The sequence below is a fragment of the Longimicrobium sp. genome, assembly GCF_048594345.1.
In the GTDB taxonomy this organism is placed as follows: domain Bacteria; phylum Gemmatimonadota; class Gemmatimonadetes; order Longimicrobiales; family Longimicrobiaceae; genus Longimicrobium.
Genome location: NZ_JBMDXM010000065.1, coordinates 34,906 through 53,524, shown reverse-complemented (window position 1 = coordinate 53,524; position 18,619 = coordinate 34,906). Strand labels below are relative to the sequence as shown.

The following is an 18,619-nucleotide window of genomic DNA, read 5'->3' as shown; positions in this document are numbered from 1 at the left end:
CCCGCCCGCCACCGCGGTGTGGTCGCCCTGGTACGACCCGGGCGCGGTGTCCAGCCCCTCTTTCAACCCCGCCAGCGCAATCTCCTCCGCCGCCGTGCGCCCGCCGCGGCCGCTGTACGCCGTGGCCGCCGCCATCAGGCTGACGGACGCGGCGGCGCCGCGCAACCCCAGTAAAAACGCCAGCAGGTCCGCCTTGGCCCCCACGCCGAACCCCGCCCGCAGCCGCGGCAGCAGCGCGGGCCCGGCCGTCAGCCGCACCGGGCCCAGCGGGTTGCCGCGCACCGGCGCGCGCTCCTCCGCGGCCGGGCCGGCGTGCGCGCGCCAGCGGCGGTCCCCCGCCTCGGCCGCGAACTCGCCCAGCGCGTCGCGCGTGGCCTGCGGAAACGCCTCCGCCAGCGACGTCATCCGCTGCACGCTCAGCAGCGCGGAGCTGCGCCGCGCCCAGGCGAACACCAGGTCGTCCAGCCGCGCGTCGCGGCCGCGCAGGGACAGCGAAAGCAGCACCAGCGCCTCGGGGTCCACGATGGCCCTGGGCCGCCGCCCGCCGTCGGGCGCGGCGACGGACGTAAGCGCGCTCCACTGCGCCCACGCCACCTGCACGCCCGTGGTGCGCGCCCGCTCCCCGATGCTACGAACGAGCGCGGGAGGCATCCGGGATCGGCTTCAATTCAGGGTTGGTTGACGCGGGAAGGAAGATAATGTTCACGATCCGCAAACATAATGTTCCTCCGCCGCACGGTCCAGCGCTCCACGCGAATCAACCAGCAACACGTTTTCCATAGGGCAGCGGGTGCACAACGTGCATTGCCGCGGGGAGGCGCTGTCGGACCCAAGGGTTCGGGGCGAGTTCAGCCTGATGACGCTGGCGTACAACCTGAGGCGGGTTTTTGAGCCTGCTTGGGGTGGAGTGTCTCTTGGAAGCACTCAGGCCGGGAAAAATGCCCATCCCGCAGCCCGTGTGAGCCGTTTCGGCGCGTTTTGGCGGTCCTGAGGAGGCCTGTATCGGCTCTGAGGCGCTTTTCAGAGGCTCATCGGCTGAAAAGGCCGTCCTCCTCGCGCGCGCGAGGCGCGGCGGCCGGTCGTCGGAGACTCGGAATGGAGTTCTGAAACGGCCTCTTCCTCAGAGTCAGAATGACAGGTGTTTTCCCGGATTCGTAGAACTACGAGGTTTTACGGGCGATCGTCACGCCCTACCCCTCGCCCGCCGGAACCGCCGGGGCGGAATCCTCGGGCGGCAGCGAATCCGTCTCTTCCAGGCGCTCGACGAAGACCTGGCGCACGCGCTCCATCAGCTCGTCGCCCTTGAGGCCGGCGGGATCGACGGGCGGCTCGAAGTACACGTGGATGGTGGCCGGGCGCACGAGAAAGGTGTCCGGCCGCATGATGTCGTAGCTGCCGGTGACCACCGTGGGAAGGATGGGGATCCCCGTCTCCTGCGCCAGCACGAACGCGCCCTTCTTGAACGGCTGAAGCCGTCCCGTCCGCGAGCGCGTACCCTCGGCGAAGATGACGACCACGCTCTTCTGCGCGCGCATCTGCTCGCCCGCCTTGCGCAGCGACTGCACGGCGCGCTCGCGGTTGCTGCGGTCGATGGAGATGTGCCCCGCCGCCCGCCACGCCAGCCCGAAAATGGGGACGCGCTCCAGCTCCTTCTTGGCGACGAAATGAAAGTCCACCGGCAGCATCCCCGCGATGGCGAAGATGTCGAACCAGGACACGTGATTGGCGACGACGATCAGCGGCTGCCCGGGGACGATACGCTCCAGCCCATGCCCCACCGCGCGCGAGCCGCTTACCCACAGCGACGCCCGCGCCCACTGCCGCGACATCACGGGAAAGATGTGCCCCCGCACGCCGAACAGCGCCAGGATCACCGCCGATCCGCCGATGAACAGGGTGATCCAGAACATCCAGAAGATCATCCAGACCGCCCGCAGCAGGCCCAGGATCACGGTGTACCTCCGCCAAAGTGTTGCCACCCCACGATGCCCGTGGGCCGCCGGTGCCCCTCCGCATCCACAAACCACACGCCGTCGCCCCCGCCCGCCCGCCCCACGCACGACAGCCGCACCTGAAAGGCCTGCTCGAACGCCGTGTGGAACGGCCCCACCGCCCCCACCGCCGCGGCAAAGCAGAGCTCGTAGTCCTCTCCCCCGCCCAGCGCGCGGCGCAGTGACCGGACCTTTGAACGTTCGCGCGCCGCGGGATGGATGGGGATCAGCTCCGGCGCCAGCAGCATCGCCACCCCGCTGGCGGCGGACAGGTGCGCCGCATCGCCCGCCAGCCCGTCGGACAGGTCCACCAGGGCCGTGGGGATGTTGCGCGCATGCAGCCACTGCGCCTCGCGCACCCGCGGCCGCGGCCGGGCGAAGCGCTCGCGGGCCGCGGGGTTCGGCTCCCGCCCGGCCAGCAGCGCCTCCACCGCCGCCGCCGATCCCCCCAGCTCGCCCGTGACCCACAGCTCCTGCCCCGGCCGCGCGCCGGAGCGCAACGCCGGCCGCGGTGCCTCGCCCACCACGGTGACGTCGATCACCAGCGGCCCGGGCGAGCGCGTCAGGTCGCCGCCCAGCAGCGCCCCGCCCACCGACTCCACGGCCTCGCGGCACCCCGCCATCACCCGCGCCGCGTAGTCGCCCGCGTCGTCCGGCGGCGCGGCCAGCGACACCAGGATGCCGATGGGCCGCGCCGCCACCGCCGCCAGGTCGCTGAGCGCCGCCGCCGCCGCCCGCCAGCCAATCTCCTCCGCCGCCAGCCAGTCGCGGCGAAAATGCACCCCCTCCACGCTCATGTCAGTGGAGAGCGCGATGCCGTCGCCCGCCACCACCGCGCAGTCGTCGCCCGGCCCCACGCGCACGTCCGGACGCTCCGCCGGCGCCGGCCCCGCCAGAAAGCGGCGGATCAGGTCGAACTCGCCGCCGGGGGCCAGGCGCACCGGCGCCGGATCGTGCGGGCGGGGATGGATGGAAGGGTCAGTGCGCATGATGGGATGAACATAGTGCGAAAGCGCGAAAGTGCGAGGGGAAGTGCGTGAGTGCGTGAGTGCGTGAGTGCGTGAGTGCGTGAGTGCGGGAGTGAACGGGTGAACGGGTGAACGGGTGAACGGGTGAAGGGGTGACAAGTCACAGCGGGACAAGGGTGGGGATGGATACGCGGCATTGGCCGGCCACCACGGGCTGGAGCCCGCGGCTGGAAATGCCATAAGCCCCGCCCCGGGCTCGCGGGGCTTGCCCGGCGGGGCTTCACCTGCTCGCGTGGACGGGGTCTGCGCGCGTGAGGCTGTGAGGCTCGTCGACGGGCTGCACAACCGCGGAAACGCACCGCGGGTTTGTGCGACGTTTATACCCTCTCCCGCTTGCGGGAGAGGGTGCGAGCCTAAGCGAGCGGGTGAGGGTCCTTGACACCTGCCCCCTTCCACGCTTAGTGTACTGGTGTGACTAATACACCAGTACAGATGACACACTCGTGCTGATCCGCCTCGACGTCGCCGATGAACGGCCCCTGTACCAGCAGATCGTGGACGAGGTGCGCCGCGGGCTGGTGATGGGCACGCTCTCGCCCGAAGACCCGCTCCCCTCGGTGCGCGCGCTCGCCGCCGACCTGCGGGTGAACCCCAACACCGTCCAGCAGGCGTACCGCGAGCTGGAGCGGGCCGGGATCATCTACTCGCGACGGGGGCAGGGCACCTTCGTCGCCTCACCGGGCGGCGGCGAGCGCCAGGTGCTGCTGCGCGACGTGGCGGAGCGCGCCCTGAAGGACGCGCGGCGCTACGGCATCGAACCCGGCGAGCTGGCGGAGGCCATCCTCCGCGCGGCCGGCCTGCATCCCTCCACCCCTTCCATCGGATCCGAATCATGAGCTTCCCCGCCCTTCCCACGCGCCTGGACGGCGCCGAGCTGGCCGTCCAGACCCGCGGCGTCGCCAAGCGCTATCCGCCGGACGTCGTCGCGCTGGAAAGGCTGGACCTGCAGGTGCCCACGGGCGCCATCTACGTCCTGATCGGCCCCAACGGCGCGGGAAAGAGCACGACGGTGCGTGTGCTGCTGGACCTGGTGCGCGCCGACCGCGGCACGGCGTCGGTGCTGGGGATCGACACGGCCGCGCAGCCTGCGCTCGCGCGCGGCCAGATCGGCTACGTGCCGGAGACCGTCGACACGGCGTACGGCTGGCTGACCGTGGGCGGGCTGCTGAAGCACCACGCGGCGTTCTTTCACGCGTGGGACTGGGCGTACGCGGAGGCGCTGTGCAAGCGGCTGGGGCTGCGGACCGGCGAGCGGTTCCGCGCGCTCAGCAAGGGCGGCGCGCGGCGGGTGGCGCTGGTGACGGCGCTGGCCCACCGCCCGCCCGTGCTGCTGCTGGACGAGCCCACGGACGGGCTGGACCCGCTGGCCCGCGACGACTTTGGCGCGCTGCTGGTGGACCACATGGCCGACGCGCCGACCACGATCCTGTGGAGCACGCACCACGTGCACGAGGCGGAGCGGATGGCCGACCACGTGGGCGTGCTGCGCAACGGACGGCTGATCCTGCAGGCGCCGGTGGACGCCGTGCGCGGCGGGCTGCGCCGCTACCGCGCGGAGGTGCCCGAGGGCTGGGCCGGCGCGCCGGGGCTGAACGGCGACGTGCTGGTGCGCGCCCGCGCCGGCCGCGAGATTACCTGGACGGTGTGGGGCGACGAGCGGCAGGTGGCCGAGCGCCTCTCCGCCTCCGGCGCCACCGTGCGCGAGGCGGGCCGCCTGTCGCTGGAAGACGCCGCGCTGGCGCTGCTGCGCGCCGGGGAGGCCGCGTGACCGCCGCCGCCGTGCGCGCCCCCGCCCGCACCGCCCGGGTGGCGCGGGCGCACCTGGCCGCCAGCGCGCCAACCGCGCTCCTGGGCGTCGCCGTGATGATCGCGCTTACGTGGTCGACGAGCCGGGGCCTGCCCGCCGGCGGCTCATCCGCGTTCGTGCAGGTGAGCGGGATGACGACGTACCTTCTCTTTCTCCCCCTGCTGCACTGGCGCGGCCGGGGCGGCAGGCGAAGCCTGGACCAGGGACTGCCGATGGCGGACGCGCGGCAGGAGTGGATCCGCGCGGCATGCGGCGCGCTGTGGGCCGCGCTCACGATCGCCGCGGTGCTCGCCTTTCACGGCGTGGCGGCGGGCCGGATCCCCGCCGGCCGCGTGACGGTTCATCCCGGCCTGCCGCTCGCCGTGCTGGGCACCGGTCTGGGAATGTACCTGGTGGGCACGGCCGTGCTGATCCGCGCCGACCGTCCCGGCCGCGCCCTGCTGCTCACCCTGTTTCTGCTGGCCGTGCTGGGGCTGGCGGGCGCGCCGCTGGTGCGCGCACTGATCGTCTGGGATACGGTGATGGAGTTCGACGCGGCGGGGAACGCACGCGTGAGCGTTCCCGGGTGGCTGCGTGCGACGCTCTCTTCGCTCGCGACCGGCGTGGGGGCCGTCTGGATCTCCATTCTGCTGGGCCGCCACGGCGGCGTGCTTGCGAGCCTGAGCGGTCGGTGGATGGGCCGCCGCGCCCCCGCCGTGCCGCGGATGCCGGCCGCACGCGCGGTACCCGGGCCGCGCCGTACGGCCACCTTTGGGCGGGCGGTGGCGAGGCAGCTGTGGGTGCTGCGGCGGCGGCTGGGGTGGACCGCACTGGTGCTCGCGGCGTCGGTCACGATCGTGGAACTGCGCATCCCCCTGGCCACGCAGACGCTGGTGCCCTTCGCCGTGGGGATGGCGGCGACGTTCTGGCCCGCGCTGGTGTGGCTGGACCAGCGCCGCGGCGACTGGGATGAAGCGGGGCCCATCGGCCGCGCGCAGTTGCGCATCGCCCACGCGCTGGCGGGAGCCGCGTGGCTGCTGGCCGCCGCCGTGCCGGCCGCGCTGCTGTATCCGTCAGGGATCGCGCTGCCGCTTGCCGCGCTGGCCGTGTACCTGGCAGCTACCGGTGTCGTGGCGCTGCTGGACCGCCCCGTAATCGCGTGCTTCCTCTGCTCCCTCGGTGCGGAGATCGTGGCCTCCCAGGCCGCGCCGGAGCACCCGCTCTCGCTTACCCGCGCCTTTTCGCCGCTGCACGCGCAGGATGGAATCGCCTGGTCGGCCGGCGCGGCGCTCCTGTGGATTCCGCTGCTGGCCTTTGCCGCCGCCGCCGCCCTGCGCGCCCAGGCCAGCCGCGACGGCCACGGCGCCCCGCTGCTCCCCCGCCTGCGCCGCGCGACGCAACCAGCCTGATCCATCAACGGCAAAAGAAGGTCTCACGCAGAGTTACCAGAGTTAGCAGAGTGCCCGTTCCTCTGCTAACTCTGGTAACTCTGCGTGAGACCATTTTTTAGAAGCGTCGGACTTGCGCGGATCATCGGAGACACCGGGAGCAAACTCCGTTGACTCCGTTGACTCCGTGTGAGGCATTCTTTTCCTTCCGTATCTACAGAAAACGAAAGGTGCGAGAGCGCCACGTTCGCACTCTCGCACCTTCGCACTCTCGCACTTGCCGACCGTCAGTACGCCGGCGGATCGCTCGCCGGGAACGACTCGATCGAGCCCTCCACCACCTTGCTCTCGTCGTCGGCCTTGCGCTGCGTCACGGGCGCGGACGTGACCGCGGGCGACACCGCTTCCGGCTTTTCCTTGCCGCTGAGCAGCTGGCGCAGCACGTACTGCAGGATGCCGCCGTGACGGTAGTACAGCACCTCCTGCGGCGTGTCGATGCGGACGTGCGCGCGGAACTCCGTGGCCGCGCCGTCCTCGCCCGTGGCGCGCACCGTTACCTCGCGCGTGGCTAGGTTGCTGGAGATGACCTCCGTGACACCCTGGATGTCGAAGTGCTCGCGGCCCGTAAGCCCCAGCGACTCCACGTTCTCGCCGGGCATGAACTGCAGCGGCAGCACGCCCATCCCCACCAGGTTGGAGCGGTGGATGCGCTCGTAGCTTTCCGCGATCGCCGCCTTGATCCCCTGCAGGTACGGGCCCTTGGCCGCCCAGTCGCGCGACGAGCCGCTGCCGTACTCCTTGCCGGCCAGCACCACCAGCGGCGTGCCGTCGGCCTGGTAGCGCATGGCCGCGTCGTAGATCGAGGTGATCTCGTCGTCGGGAAAGTAGGTGGTAAAGCCGCCTTCCACCCCCGGGGCCAGCGCGTTGCGGATGCGCACGTTGGCAAAGGTGCCGCGGATCATCACCTCGTGGTTGCCGCGGCGGGCGCCATACGAGTTGAAGTCCGCCACGTCCACGCCGTGCTCGGTAAGGTACCGGCCGGCCGGCGAGTCCTTCTTGATGGAGCCCGCGGGGCTGATGTGGTCCGTGGTCACCGAATCACCCAGCAGCGCCACCGCCCGCGCGCCGGTGATGTCCGCCACCGTCTCCGGTGCCTCGCGCGACATGTTCTCGAAGTACGGCGGCTGGCGCACGTACGTGGAATCATCCGCCCACTCAAAGCGGTCGCCCGCGGGGATCGGCATGCTCTTCCACCGGTCGTCGCCCTCGAACACCTTGCCGTAGCTGCGGGCGTACATGGCGCTGTCGATGGACGACTGGATCGCCGACTGCACCTCGTTCGACGTGGGCCAGATGTCCTTGAGGAACACCGACCGCCCCTCCGCATCCTCGCCGATGGGCTCGTTGTACGGATCCCAGTCGATCCGGCCCGCGATGGCGTAGGCGACCACCAGCGGCGGCGACATCAGGAAGTTGGCCCGCACGTCGCTGTTGATGCGCCCCTCGAAGTTGCGGTTGCCGCTGAGCACCGAGCAGGCCACCAGCCCGCCCTTCTGGATCGCCTCGGAGATCTGCTGCGGCAGCGGGCCGCTGTTGCCGATGCACGTGGTGCAGCCGTAGCCCACGACGTTGAAGCCCAGCTGATCCAGATACGGCATCAGCCCGGCCTTTTCGTAGTACTCCGTCACCACCTTGGATCCGGGCGCCAGCGACGTCTTGACCCACGGCTTGCGCGTCAGCCCGTGCTCGCGCGCCTTTTTGGCCAGCAGCCCCGCGGCGATCATCACCGACGGGTTGGAGGTGTTGGTGCAGCTGGTGATGGCGGCGATGACGACGGAGCCGTGGTCCAGCACCGCCTCGGCGTCCTCGACCAGCACCTTTTGCGCGTCCGGCGAGGCGCCGGAGCCCTCGCCCCACACGCCCACCTTGTCCGCGCCCTCGCCCGTGTCGGCGTTGGCGGCGTCCTTGTGGCTGTCCGCCGTCCCCTTGTTGGGCTTGAGCGACGAAAGCGCGCTCTTGAACGCCTTCTTGGCCTTGCTGAGGGGGATGCGGTCCTGCGGGCGGCGCGGCCCGGCAATGCTGGGCTCCACCGTGTTCAGGTCCAGCGTCAGCGTGTCGCTGAAGACCGGCTCGGGCGTGTCGGCGCTGTGAAAGAGGCCCTGCTCCTTCATGTACGCCTCCACCAGCGCGATCCGCTCCTCCGGCCGGCCGGTAAAGCGCAGGTAGTCCAGCGTTACCTGGTCGGGCGGGAAGATGGCGCAGGTGGCGCCGTACTCCGGCGACATGTTGCCGATGGTGGAGCGGTCCGCCAGCGCCAGCGAGGCCACGCCGGGTCCGTAGAACTCCACGAACTTGCCCACCACGCCCTTCTTGCGCAGCATCTCGGTGACGGTGAGCACCAGGTCGGTCGCCGTAGCGCCCTCCGGCAGCTCGCCCTCCAGCCGGAAGCCGATCACCTCGGGGATGAGCATCGAAATCGGCTGGCCCAGCATGGCCGCCTCGGCCTCGATGCCGCCCACGCCCCAGGCCAGAACGCCCAGCCCGTTCACCATCGGCGTGTGGCTGTCCGTCCCCACGCAGGTGTCGGGATAGGCCACGGGAAGGCCGCTGCTCCCCTTGGGAAGGTTGGGGTTCTCGTCCGTGGAAAAGACGACGCGCGACAGGTACTCCAGGTTCACCTGGTGCACGATGCCGGTGTTGGGCGGCACCACCTGAAAGTTCTGGAACGCCTGCTGGCCCCAGCGCAGGAACGCGTAGCGCTCGGCGTTGCGCTGGTAGTCCAGCTCCACGTTCTGCTCGAACGCCTGCGGGGTGCCGAACGCGTCCACCTGGATGGAGTGGTCGATCACCAGTTCCACCGGCTGCAGCGGGTTGATGCGCGACGGGTCGCCGCCCAGCGCCGCCATGGCGTCGCGCATGGCCGCCAGGTCCACGACGCAGGGAACGCCGGTAAAGTCCTGCAGCACCACGCGGGCGGGCGAGTAGGCGATCTCGCGGTCGGGCGGATCCTTGGGATTCCACCGCGCCAGCGCCAGCACGTCGTCGCGCGTCACCGTAACGCCGTCCTCGGTGCGCAGCAGGTTCTCCAGCAGAATGCGCAGCGAGTAGGGCAGGCGGCTCACGTCCACGCCTTCGCCAGCCAGCGCGTTCAGCCGATAGATCTCGTACTCGCGGCCGCCCACGTTCAGCGTGGAGCGCGCCCCGAAGCTGTTGCTCATCAACGGTCTCCTGTGCCTGGAAACTGAAAAGAACGGCGCCCCGCCGCCGTCTCACGCCGTTATCCCGTCACCGGTGCGGCGGGGCTCCTGTCACTCGACAGTTTAGCCCCTTGCGCCGCCTCCCGAAAGTCGCCGTCGCTCCTGCATGCACCGCGCCGCCGAGCCACGGAAACCGCGGCGAATCCGGCGGCCTGAACTGCACGCGTTGCGGGGCTGCGGACCGGAACGTACCTGCGGAACCGCGCCGGAACCGTTATCCTTGGATCATGACGCACCCGGGGCCCCGCGCCCGGACCCGAACGCAAGCGAACATTGAGGCTGGACGATATCCGGATGAGCCGCGAAGTGATCCTGATCGGGGACAAGGTCCTCATCAAGCCCGAAGAGGAGAACAGCAAGACGCCGTCGGGGCTGTTTCTTCCGCAGGGGGTGCAGCACAAGGAAGAGGTGATGTGCGGCAACGTGGTGAACACCGGCCCCGGCTACCCGCTGGGCGAGGCCGCCACCGATGGCGAAGCGTGGAGCGGCCGCACCCGCACGGAGCTGCGCTACGTGCCGCTGCAGGCCCAGAAGGGTGATTACGCCATCTTTCTCAAGGCGCCCGCGGTGGAGGTGGAGATCGATGGCAACAAGTACCAGATCGTCCCCCACAACGCCATCCTTCTGCTGATCCGCGACCGCATCCCGCTCCCCTGAGCGCGGGGAAAGGCGCACGGAAACGGCGCGGCAGCCCCCGATGGCTGCCGCGCCGTCCGCGTCCGGACCCTGGAGGGCGAAGCCTCAGCCGGCCTGCCGGCCGTCGATGTGCCGCCGGATGGTGCGGAACCGCAGAATCCCGATCACCAGCCCCGCCCCGCCAGCCACGATCAGGAACCCGCCCGACAGCCGGGATCCCGTCGTCTGAAAGAAATGCAGGAGCCCCGCGCCGGCGCCTACCAGGGCCAGGGCGGTGCGGATGTAGGCCAGCAGCGTGCGCTCGTTGGCCAGGTGCGTGCGGTCGGCCGCCAGCTGGTCGCGAAGATCGGTTTCTCCCATTCGGGCAGAATGCGGTCTGCGGGCTGTGATGACAAGGGTGGGGCGCGAAACGGCCTGGCATTGGCCGAGGAGCCAAAAATGCGGAGTTCGTCGGCCGGCTGCGTCTGGGGCGGTTGAAACCGCGGCTGGAAAATCACGAAGTCCGCCTTCGCGGACTGCGCTTCGACGGACGACCGGGTTCTACCACATGCTCTTCTAACCCGTCGGCGATTGTGGAGTCGAACGCCGCCGTTGTCTCCGCCATCTCTGCAACGTATTCCGGGTCGTTCGCGGCAGCTTCGTACGCGGCGTACAACACAGCCCGCGGAGTACGAACAGAGATTCGAGATCGAACGGTTCGGAATCGCATCGCATCTCCCGATCAGCAACTCATCAGATTTCGGTCACGCGCTCGAGGGCGGGGCTCAGGCGGTTTTCGCGGTGGTGGCGTTCCTGGTTCTGAACGTAGGCGCGGATCATGGGGACGTGAGAGCGCGAGACGGTGAATGATCCGTAGCTCCCTTGCCACTTGAAGAACGTGCCCGGCCGTAGCACCTTGTTCACCATGTGCGAAGATCCGCCCTTCAATCCTTTCGCCAGATCCGCGATGGTGATCGTGGTGGGGATTTTCAGGAGCGCGTGGACGTGGTCCTCGATTCCCCCCACCGCAATCAACTCGCACCCGTTCCGCCTCGCCTGCTCGTGCAAACATTGGTACACGGGCAGACGGATCTCCGGTGTGATCAGCGGCAACCGATCCCACGTCCCCCACACGAGGTGCACGTAGAGCTTCGAATAATTATCCCGCATCGCTCCTTCCCCCATCGCACCGAACGTTGACGTACAGTCCGCGAAGGCGCCGCGAAGGCGGACTTCGTGATTTTCCAGCCGCGGTTTCAACCGCCATTCACGAACGCCGGCCACGACACACCTCCCTCGCCGCCTCGCTGCCGTTTCCCTCGTCGTCGTGGCGACATCTCCCCGCCTGCTTTGAAATCACACAGAGTGAACAAAACGTAAAGCCGCAATACGCGCGCATCAACCCCTCATCAACATCCCACAACCGGAGAGCCCCGCCACCGGTTACTCGGGCGGCGGGGCTCTATTTTATGATGTCCAACGGCAACGCCCTTACACCGGCACGGGCTCGCCCTTTTCTACGGGGCGGCCGGACTGGGCCCAGCCCGAGTAGTCGCCGGCCAGGTGGCGCAGGTCGGTAAAGCCGCGGGAGGCCAGCAGACCGATGGCCACACCCGCCCGCGCGCCCGACTGGCAGTGCACCACCAGCGGCCGGTCGCGCGGCAGCTCGTCCAGCCGCTCGGCCAGGCGGCCCAGCGGCAGGTTGGTGGCGCCCGCCAGGTGCCCCGCGGTGAACTCCGACGAGTTGCGCACGTCCACCAGCTCCGCGCCACCCGCAAGCACCGCCTCCAGCTCGTCCGGCTGCACGTCGGGGATCTGGCCAGCGCTTCCCTGCGCGCCGATGGCGGCGTCCAGGGCGGAAGCCGGGAACCAGCCGGCGGCGCGGTCCAGGCCGATCATCGCCAGGTCGCGCGCGGCCTGCGCCATCCGTGCCTCGTCCGCGCCCTCGGGGGCGACCAGATAGAAGTCCGCGTCGTACGGAAGCACGGAGCCGGCCCAGGTGGTGAAGCTCTTTCCCAGCGGCACGCTCAGCGTTCCCGGCACGTGGCGGCGGGCGTACTCCGGCGCCGGGCGCGCGTCCACCACGGGCGCGCCGGCGCGCAGCACGTCCGCCAGCTCCGCGTCCGCGCGGCGCGGCGGGCGCGGCAGGGCGCCCATCACGCGCGGACCCTCGCGGTTCATCCGCTTCATCTCGGCAAAGTACATCGGCGGCTCGGGCTGGCCGGCCAGCACGTCGGCCACGAACGCCTCCTCGTCCGTTTCCGCCAGGCCGCGGTTGAACAGCTTTTCGTAGCCCAGCGTGGTGGACGGCACCGCGCCCAGCGACTTGCCGCAGGCGGAGCCGGCGCCGTGGCCCGGCCACAGCTGCACCCAGTCCGGCAGCGCCGCCGCAAAGCGCCGCAGCGAGGCAAACAGCTGACGCGCGCCCTTCTCCATCGTCCCCGACTGCTGGACGGCGCGCTCCAGCAGGTCAGGCCGCCCCACCGCGCCCACGAACACAAAGTCGCCGGTGAACACGCCCATGGGCCGGTCGGCGGCGGCGGTGTCGGTGACCACGAAGCACAGGTGCTCGGGGGTGTGCCCGGGCGTGTGCATCACCTCGATGCGCACGTTGCCCACGCGGATCACGTCGCCGTCGCGCAGCAGCGTGGCGCCGTCCGCCTGCGCGTACGCGTACTGCCACTCCTCGCCACCCTCGGCGGAGAGCAGCAGTTGCGCGCCGGTCGCGGCCGCCAGCTCGCGCGCGCCGGAAACGAAGTCGGCGTGGATGTGCGTCTCGGTAACGTGGGTGACGCGCAGCCCTTCGCGCTTCGCGGTTTCCACGTACTGCGCCACGTCGCGGCTGGGGTCGATCACCAGCGACTCGCCGGTGGCGGCGCAGCCCAGCAGGTAGCTGGCCTGGGCAAGCTGGTCGTCGTAGAAGCGCTGCAGGAACATCGAAGCGGCTGGTGGTCGGGTAGCGTTTACCGTAGGAGGACGGCGCGAACGGTAGCGGGATCGGCGCGCGGAAGCAATCGCGGGCGCGTCAGCGGAGGGACGCGCTGCCCGGAAGCCAGCTCTCCACCTGGTAGTGCGCGGTGGAGCTGGAGCGCGCGTCGCCGGGGCCGTGGTACTCGATCTCCAGCGAGCGCAGCTGCTGCGGCGTGCGCTCCTGCACCAGCACCCGGCGGCGCCCCTGATCATCCGGCTGCAGCACGGCGGCCTCGGCGAAGCCGTTGGGGACAAAGGCGGCGTAGAGCAGCGTGGCGGCGCCGGTGGAGTTCATCGCGAGGACCGCCCAGCGATGTCCATCTTCCCAGAGCGCCACGCTGTCCGGCCGCACCTCCACGTCCGAGACGATGACCAGGCGCTCGGGCTGCCCGTCGCCGTCCAGGTCAGCGGAAAGCTCGCGCCGGTACGCCCAGCGCCCCGCGTCGCGCAGGGAAACGCGCGCGGAATCCACCGGCGGCGCCTCCAGCGGGTTCCGCTCCGCCGCCGGCCGGTCGGCGGGACGGCAGGCGGCGGCGGCGACCAGCGCCGCGGCGAGGATGCAAAGGGATGCGCGGCAGTGGATCATGCGCCAGTCAGTCGTTCGCCCGGGTGGGCGGAAAATCGATGTATTCCAGGCCGCCGGTCACAAGGCCGGAGATGCAGAGTTCGCAGGCGACGTCACCGTCGGGAGAGACGTAGCCGCTTTCCCAGATCAGGTCGATCCGGAAGCGGGAGTCCTCGGCGCAGCGGGTACAGGCGGCGGGATGCGGCAGCGGCGACACGCCAACGACGCGGGCGAAGCGGAAGAACTCCTCGAAAGGGATGGGGCCTCCTTCGAACCGCACCGGCACGCAGACGGCAACGGCTTGCCCGGCGAGCGCCAGAACCGCCTCCGGCGCCGGCGGATCGATCCAGGCGTTCGTGGTTATGCGCGGCGCGGACGGATCGTCCCAGGGATCCGGCGCGGCGGTCCGGCGCCGCGTTGGAAACCACTTCGCGAGCCACCCCACGCGCCCGTCAGGCCCGCGAGAGGATCGCCAGGGCCACGACGCACAGGGCGGACAGCACCGCCCAGTACGTGGTGCAGCGGCGCAGCTCCCCCAGCCGGCCGGCGTTGAGCTGCTTGGACGCGGCCGGCACGCGGTCCACCAGCAGGCACAGCCACGCGACCGCGATCGACGTGCCCACGACGCCCAGCCCCGCGAACACCAGGTACCCCAGCCAGCCGAGCAGATCGCGCATCGCTTTCTCCCGTGTATGGTCCACCCGTGAATCACCAAACGTAGAGCGGTTCGCGGCGCGCGCAAGCGATTGCATTGGAGATTCGGCCCGGACGACATATATCTTCCGGTTCCACGTCCGCGCTTTCCCTTCGCGCCACCGTTCGCATCGCCCAAACGCACCGCATGTCGGACGTACAGGACCGCATCGCCGGGTTGTCGCAGGCCAGGCGCACGCTGCTGGAGCGGCTGCACCTGGCCTCCGCGCGCGCGCCGGCGGGCGTTCCGCGGCGCGGCGGGGGCCCGGCGCCGCTCTCGTGGGAGCAGCGGCGGCTGTGGTTCATCCACCGCCTGGCGCCGGAGGGCGGCGCGTACACCATCCCCATCGCGCTGCGGCTGGCGGGCGCGCTGGACGGCGGCGCGCTGCGGGCGGCCATCCGGCGAGTGGCGGAGCGGCACGAGGCGCTGCGGCTGACCTTCCGCGAGACCGACGGCGAGCCAGTGCAGGAAGCGGGTCCGGCGGATCGCGTCCGTATCGACCACGAAGACCTGCGCACACGGCCGGGGGATGCGGACGAGGCGCTGGCGGACTTCTTTGCACGCGGCTTCGACCTTACGCGCGAGCCGCCGTTCCGCGCGCTGATCGTGCGCACGGCGGACGACGAGCACCTGCTGGCCCTCGCGCTGCACCACATCGCCTCCGACGGCGCGTCCACGCCCGTGCTGCTGCGCGACATCTCCGCGCTCCATTCGGCAGAGATCGACGGGCGCGATCCGCATCTGCCCGATCCGCCGCTGCAGATGCCGGACTTTGCGGCGTGGCAGCGCGGGCGCGAGGTGGATGCGAAGGCGCTGGACTGGTGGCGTGATGCGCTGGCCGGCGCGCCGCACGTGCTGGAGGTGCCGGCGGACCGCCCCCGCCCCGCGACGCAGTCGTTCGCGGGCAGCCGCGTCGCGTTTTCGCTCGGCGGCGATCTGTCGGAGCGGGTGCGGGCGCTGGCGGCGGGCGAGCAGGCCAGCGTGTTTTCCGTGCTGCTGGCCGCGCTGGCGGTGGTGCTGCGCCGTGCGACGGGGGAGGACGACCTGCTGATCGGCTCGGCGATGGCGAACCGCGAGGCGCCGGGGGCGGAGGCGGCGGTCGGCTTTTTCGTGAACACGGTCCCGCTGCGGATGCGGGTGGATGCGGACGGATCCGTGCGCGCTCTGATCGCCCAAGCACGGCGGACGGTGGCGGAGGCGCAGGACCACGCGGGCGTCCCCTTCGACCGCATTGTGGACGTGGCGGCGGTGCATCGCGACCCCGGCCGGCCGCCGCTGGTGCAGGTGATCGTCTCGCTGGATCCCGCGGAGGAGGACGGGATGGCGATCCCCGGCATCCACGCCGCGCGGCTGCCGGTGGATACGGGCGCCGCGCCGTTCGACCTGATGGTGAACCTGATCGACGGCCGCGGCGGCATCCGCGGCGAGCTGCAGTATCCCACCGCCCTGTTCGACACGGAGACGATCGGGAGGCTGGCGGACCGGTTCACCGCCGCGCTCGCGTCGTTCGTGGACGATCCAGCAGCGCTTGTCATCGACCTGCCGCTGGTGGCGGATGAGGAGAGGCGGAGGCTCGCGGCGTGGGCGCGCGGGGCCGATGCGCGGGCGGACGGATGCGTGCACCGCCTGTTCGAAGCGCAGGCCCGCGCCACGCCGGACGCGCCGGCGGTGGCGTGGGCGGACCAGGAGGTGTCGTACGCGGCGCTGGAGCGGCGCGCGAACCGCATCGCCCACCACCTGATCGGCGTGGAGATGGGGCCGGAGGCGCGGGTCGGCGTGCTGATGGAGCGCACGCCCGCGCTGGCCGCCGCGCTGCTGGGGGTGATGAAGACGGGCGCCGCGTACGTCGCGCTGGACCCGCGCAACCCGCCCGCACGGCTGGCGGCAATGGTGCGCGCCTCCGGCGCCCGCGCCGTCCTCGTCGACCGCGCGCACGCCGGCCGGCTGATGGATGCGGGCGTGACGGAGCTCGCCATCGACGCCATCCCCACGCTCCCCGGAACGACGCACGCGCCGGACGTGGACGTCGATCCGCGCGGCCTGGCGTACGTGATGTTCACCTCCGGATCCACCGGCGGACCCAAGGGCGTGGAGGTGACGCACGGCAGCGTGTTCGCGCTCCTGCAGACGGTGCGCGCGCTGCTCTCCCCCGCGGAGCGCGCGGTGTGGCTGGCGTGCAGCACGATCGGCTTCGACGTGTCGGTGCTGGACGTCTTCGGCCCGCTCAGCTGGGGCGGGGCGGTGGTGCTGGTGGATGGTCCGCTCGCCCATCCGCCGCCCTCGCGTCCCGTCCGCACCGCGTTCCTCGTCCCCACCCTGGCCGCGGAGCGCCTGGCCGCCGAGTCCATGCCGCCCGGGCTGCGCACGCTGCTGATCGGTGGCGAGGCGCTCTCCCCTGCCCTGGTGCGCGCCATCCACGCGCGGCACCCGGCGCTGCGCATCATCAACATCTACGGTCCCACCGAGGCCACCGTCTTCGCCACCTTCGCCGAGGTACCGCACGGAGCGGATCGGATCGGGATCGGCGGACCGGTGGATGGGGGTCGGGCGTACGTGCTGGACGCGCGGATGCGGCCGTGCGGGATCGGCGAGCCGGGCGAGCTGTGGCTGGCGGGATCGACGCTGGCGCGCGGATACGCGGGGCGGCCGGGACTCACGGCGGAACGCTTTGTCCCCGATCCCTTCGGCCCCGCGGGATCGCGGATGTATCGTACGCTGGACCGCGCGCGCGTCCGCGGCGACGGCACGCTGGAGTTCCTGGGCCGCGCGGACGTGCAGGTGAAGGTGCGCGGCGTCCGCATCGAGCCGGGCGAGGTGGAGGCCGCGCTGCGCACGCATCCGTCGATCCGCGAGGCGGCGGTGGATGCGCACGGTGACGGCAACCGCGCCGCGCTCGCCGCCTGGATCGTGGCGGAGGACGGGCATCATCCACCCCCCACCTCAGAGTTGCGTGCCTGGCTCCGCGAGCGGCTGCCGGAGGCGATGGTCCCCGCGCTCTTCGTCAAAGTGGATGCGCTGCCGCGGACGGGTGCCGGCAAGCTGGACCGCCGCGCCCTCCCCGCCCCGCCCTCCGCCGACGACGACGCGTATCTTCCCCCACGCACGCCGGCGGAGGAGACGATCGCGGCGGTCTGGGGCGAGGTGCTGGGCATCGACCGCGTGGGCGTGCGCGACGATTTTTTCGCGCTGGGCGGCAACTCGCTGGTCGCGCTGCGGCTGCTGGCGCGCGTGCACGAGGCAACGGGCGAAACCGTCCCCGTCGCGGCGCTGCTGCAGGGGCCCACGGTGGAGCAGATGGCGCGCGCCGTCACGGACCGGCGGCCGGACGTGCGGCTACCGGTGGTCGCGCTGCAGCCGGAGGGGACGGCGCGGCCGCTGTTTCTGGTGCACGCGGGCGGCGGCCACGTGGCGTGCTACGCCTCGCTGGCGCCGCTGCTGGCACCGGACCAGCCGCTGTACGCGTTCCAGGCGCGCGGCCTGGACGACGGGCTGCCGCCGCTGCAGGGCGTGGAGGCGATGGCGGCGTACTACGTGGAAGGGCTGCGGCGCGCGCAGCCGCGGGGGCCGTACCGGCTGGGCGGATGGTCGTACGGCGGGATCGCCGCGTTCGAGATGGCGCGTCAGATTGACGCGGCCGGCGAGACGGTGGAGCTGCTGGCGCTGCTGGACACCGGCCGCCCGGAATCGCGCAACGACGCGCGCTTTCCGCTGGACCACGCGGCGGTGCTGCGCCGCATCCTGACGGACCTGTACGGCTGGGGGGGCACGGCGGCGGTGACCATCGAGGCGCTGCGCGGGATGGAGCCGGAGGCGCAGCTGCAGTTTGCCGCGCGCAAGCTGGGGCCGGGGCTGCTGCCGGAGACGCGGCTGCCGGAGGTGGCGGCGCTCACCCGCGTGCGGATGGCCAACCACAACGCGATGGTGGATTTCGTGGGGAAGCCGTACGCGGGGCGCATTACCTACTTTCAGACGCGCGGGTCGGCGTACCTGGCCAACGCGCAGGATGCGCTGCGGTTCTGGGGCCGCCTGGCGGACCGCGGCTTTGGCGTGCACGAGGTGGCCGGCAACCACGGCACCCTGCTGCAGAAGCCCCACGTCGACTCCGTCGCGGCGGCGCTGCGGCGCGTGCTGGCGGAACTGGACGTGGGGGCGGGCGGTGGCTGAAGACGAGGCGCGTTCCCGCGGGCCCTCTCCCCCGCCGGGCCTTTCGCTCGTTCCTCGCGACGGCCGGCGACCCCTCCCCCACCCCCCCCAACCCCGGGGGAGGGGTGGGTGTGCGGCAGGCTTTTGAGAGCTTCGGAAACCCGGGCGCGGGATGGTAGGCG

The 18,619-nt window shown here is 71.3% G+C and carries 15 protein-coding genes; 5 read left to right on the top strand and 10 right to left on the bottom strand.

Annotated elements, in window-relative coordinates; all coding sequences use genetic code 11:
* The 3 genes from ACOJUJ_RS07885 to thiL all read right to left on the bottom strand — a co-directional run.
* Nucleotides 1-651, bottom strand: a 651-nt coding sequence (locus tag ACOJUJ_RS07885; RefSeq protein ID WP_420126315.1) for a hypothetical protein, incomplete at its 3' end; no start/stop codon positions are given.
* Nucleotides 652-1,190: 539 nt separating this feature from the next.
* Nucleotides 1,191-1,952, bottom strand: coding sequence for a lysophospholipid acyltransferase family protein (locus tag ACOJUJ_RS07880; RefSeq protein ID WP_420126314.1), 762 nt, complete (start codon nucleotides 1,950-1,952; stop codon nucleotides 1,191-1,193).
* Nucleotides 1,949-2,980, bottom strand: coding sequence for a thiamine-phosphate kinase (gene thiL, locus ACOJUJ_RS07875; RefSeq protein ID WP_420126313.1), 1,032 nt, complete (start codon nucleotides 2,978-2,980; stop codon nucleotides 1,949-1,951). Before thiL ends, ACOJUJ_RS07880 begins: the two co-directional genes overlap by 4 nt.
* Nucleotides 2,981-3,462: 482 nt before the next feature.
* On the opposite strand from thiL, the gene ACOJUJ_RS07870 reads away from it, so the two are divergent.
* The 3 genes from ACOJUJ_RS07870 to ACOJUJ_RS07860 are packed head-to-tail and all read left to right on the top strand — an operon-like array spanning nucleotide 3,463 to nucleotide 6,214.
* Nucleotides 3,463-3,855: a GntR family transcriptional regulator gene (locus tag ACOJUJ_RS07870; RefSeq protein ID WP_420126312.1), complete on the top strand. Its 393-nt coding sequence runs from the start codon at nucleotides 3,463-3,465 to the stop codon at nucleotides 3,853-3,855.
* Nucleotides 3,852-4,787, top strand: a complete 936-nt coding sequence (locus tag ACOJUJ_RS07865) for an ABC transporter ATP-binding protein (protein ID WP_420126311.1) — start codon at nucleotides 3,852-3,854, stop codon at nucleotides 4,785-4,787. The genes ACOJUJ_RS07870 and ACOJUJ_RS07865 overlap by 4 nt, the downstream gene beginning before the upstream one ends.
* A complete protein-coding gene (locus ACOJUJ_RS07860; RefSeq protein ID WP_420126310.1) occupies nucleotides 4,784-6,214 on the top strand; it encodes a hypothetical protein in 1,431 nt (476 codons plus the stop codon). The genes ACOJUJ_RS07865 and ACOJUJ_RS07860 overlap by 4 nt, the downstream gene beginning before the upstream one ends.
* 266 nt (nucleotides 6,215-6,480) lie before the next feature.
* Here the strand turns inward: ACOJUJ_RS07860 and acnA are convergent, their stop codons facing one another.
* On the bottom strand, nucleotides 6,481-9,411 hold the full coding sequence (gene acnA / locus ACOJUJ_RS07855) for an aconitate hydratase AcnA (RefSeq protein ID WP_420126309.1): 2,931 nt from the start codon (nucleotides 9,409-9,411) through the stop codon (nucleotides 6,481-6,483).
* A gap of 333 nt (nucleotides 9,412-9,744) precedes the next feature.
* On the opposite strand from acnA, the gene ACOJUJ_RS07850 reads away from it, so the two are divergent.
* The gene (locus tag ACOJUJ_RS07850) at nucleotides 9,745-10,107 is read left to right on the top strand and encodes a co-chaperone GroES (protein WP_420126308.1); all 363 of its coding nucleotides are present in this window, start codon (nucleotides 9,745-9,747) and stop codon (nucleotides 10,105-10,107) included.
* Nucleotides 10,108-10,191: 84 nt separating this feature from the next.
* Here ACOJUJ_RS07850 and ACOJUJ_RS07845 read toward each other — a convergent pair whose 3' ends face one another.
* The 6 genes from ACOJUJ_RS07845 to ACOJUJ_RS07820 form a co-directional block, all read right to left on the bottom strand.
* The gene (locus ACOJUJ_RS07845) at nucleotides 10,192-10,446 is read right to left on the bottom strand and encodes a YidH family protein (protein WP_420126307.1); all 255 of its coding nucleotides are present in this window, start codon (nucleotides 10,444-10,446) and stop codon (nucleotides 10,192-10,194) included.
* Between the two features lie 372 nt (nucleotides 10,447-10,818).
* Nucleotides 10,819-11,349, bottom strand: coding sequence for an IS200/IS605 family transposase (tnpA, locus tag ACOJUJ_RS07840; protein ID WP_420126306.1), 531 nt, complete (start codon nucleotides 11,347-11,349; stop codon nucleotides 10,819-10,821).
* Between the two features lie 207 nt (nucleotides 11,350-11,556).
* Nucleotides 11,557-13,002, bottom strand: a complete 1,446-nt coding sequence (locus ACOJUJ_RS07835) for an MBL fold metallo-hydrolase (RefSeq protein ID WP_420126305.1) — start codon at nucleotides 13,000-13,002, stop codon at nucleotides 11,557-11,559.
* 88 nt (nucleotides 13,003-13,090) lie between these two features.
* Complete coding sequence (locus tag ACOJUJ_RS07830; protein ID WP_420126304.1) at nucleotides 13,091-13,621, bottom strand: hypothetical protein; 531 nt, start codon at nucleotides 13,619-13,621, stop codon at nucleotides 13,091-13,093.
* A gap of 7 nt (nucleotides 13,622-13,628) precedes the next feature.
* Complete coding sequence (locus ACOJUJ_RS07825; RefSeq protein WP_420126303.1) at nucleotides 13,629-14,045, bottom strand: hypothetical protein; 417 nt, start codon at nucleotides 14,043-14,045, stop codon at nucleotides 13,629-13,631.
* A gap of 7 nt (nucleotides 14,046-14,052) precedes the next feature.
* Nucleotides 14,053-14,277, bottom strand: a complete 225-nt coding sequence (locus ACOJUJ_RS07820) for a hypothetical protein (RefSeq protein ID WP_420126302.1) — start codon at nucleotides 14,275-14,277, stop codon at nucleotides 14,053-14,055.
* A 164-nt stretch (nucleotides 14,278-14,441) separates the two neighbouring features.
* Here ACOJUJ_RS07820 and ACOJUJ_RS07815 point away from each other — a divergent pair, with 164 nt between their 5' ends.
* Nucleotides 14,442-18,458, top strand: coding sequence for a non-ribosomal peptide synthetase (locus ACOJUJ_RS07815; RefSeq protein ID WP_420126301.1), 4,017 nt, complete (start codon nucleotides 14,442-14,444; stop codon nucleotides 18,456-18,458).
* Nucleotides 18,459-18,619 lie beyond the last annotated feature (161 nt).

What these genes read in the sequence shown, in the direction of transcription:
- thiL (WP_420126313.1), bottom strand. Translation starts at nt 2,980, where the DNA reads ATGCGCACTGACCCTTCCATCCATCCCCGCCCGCACGATCCGGCGCCG.
- ACOJUJ_RS07865 (WP_420126311.1), top strand. Translation starts at nt 3,852, where the DNA reads ATGAGCTTCCCCGCCCTTCCCACGCGCCTGGACGGCGCCGAGCTGGCC.
- acnA (WP_420126309.1), bottom strand. Translation starts at nt 9,411, where the DNA reads ATGAGCAACAGCTTCGGGGCGCGCTCCACGCTGAACGTGGGCGGCCGC.
- ACOJUJ_RS07850 (WP_420126308.1), top strand. Translation starts at nt 9,745, where the DNA reads ATGAGCCGCGAAGTGATCCTGATCGGGGACAAGGTCCTCATCAAGCCC.
- ACOJUJ_RS07845 (WP_420126307.1), bottom strand. Translation starts at nt 10,446, where the DNA reads ATGGGAGAAACCGATCTTCGCGACCAGCTGGCGGCCGACCGCACGCAC.
- ACOJUJ_RS07835 (WP_420126305.1), bottom strand. Translation starts at nt 13,002, where the DNA reads ATGTTCCTGCAGCGCTTCTACGACGACCAGCTTGCCCAGGCCAGCTAC.
- ACOJUJ_RS07830 (WP_420126304.1), bottom strand. Translation starts at nt 13,621, where the DNA reads ATGATCCACTGCCGCGCATCCCTTTGCATCCTCGCCGCGGCGCTGGTC.
- ACOJUJ_RS07820 (WP_420126302.1), bottom strand. Translation starts at nt 14,277, where the DNA reads ATGCGCGATCTGCTCGGCTGGCTGGGGTACCTGGTGTTCGCGGGGCTG.
- ACOJUJ_RS07815 (WP_420126301.1), top strand. Translation starts at nt 14,442, where the DNA reads ATGTCGGACGTACAGGACCGCATCGCCGGGTTGTCGCAGGCCAGGCGC.